This window comes from Bacillus sp. SIMBA_026, from assembly GCF_046535335.1.
In the GTDB taxonomy this organism is placed as follows: Bacteria; Bacillota; Bacilli; order Bacillales; family Bacillaceae; genus Bacillus; species Bacillus velezensis.
In genome coordinates this window covers 1-259 of the sequence record NZ_JAWRWX010000277.1, presented here as the reverse complement: position 1 = coordinate 259, position 259 = coordinate 1, and the positions used below count along the sequence as shown (strand labels likewise).

Sequence of the window (259 nt, the reverse complement as noted above, 5' to 3'; positions counted from 1 at the left end):
CGCAACGTGCTTGAACACGATCCGCTTCCACGGGTAGCCGTTCGCCCGGAGACTGCGGACGTAGTCACTGCGCATCGCGGACAACATCTCGGCCCTCGTCACGACCGCGACCAACGCGATTTCGGACACGCCGAGGACGACCACCGGGAGAATCAACGATTGGATCCATCCCGATGGGGAATCCGCGAAGGGCACGTATCCGGAGACGGGTAACCAGGCGAGGTTCACGCCGAATACGAGAACGGCGATCAATGCGAGC

1 protein-coding gene is annotated in these 259 nt (G+C 62.2%); it reads right to left on the bottom strand.

Annotated features, from left to right (window positions below):
• Positions 1–259: ABC transporter permease subunit (locus tag SB847_RS21470; RefSeq protein WP_410578695.1), on the bottom strand; the 259-nt coding region annotated here is incomplete at both ends.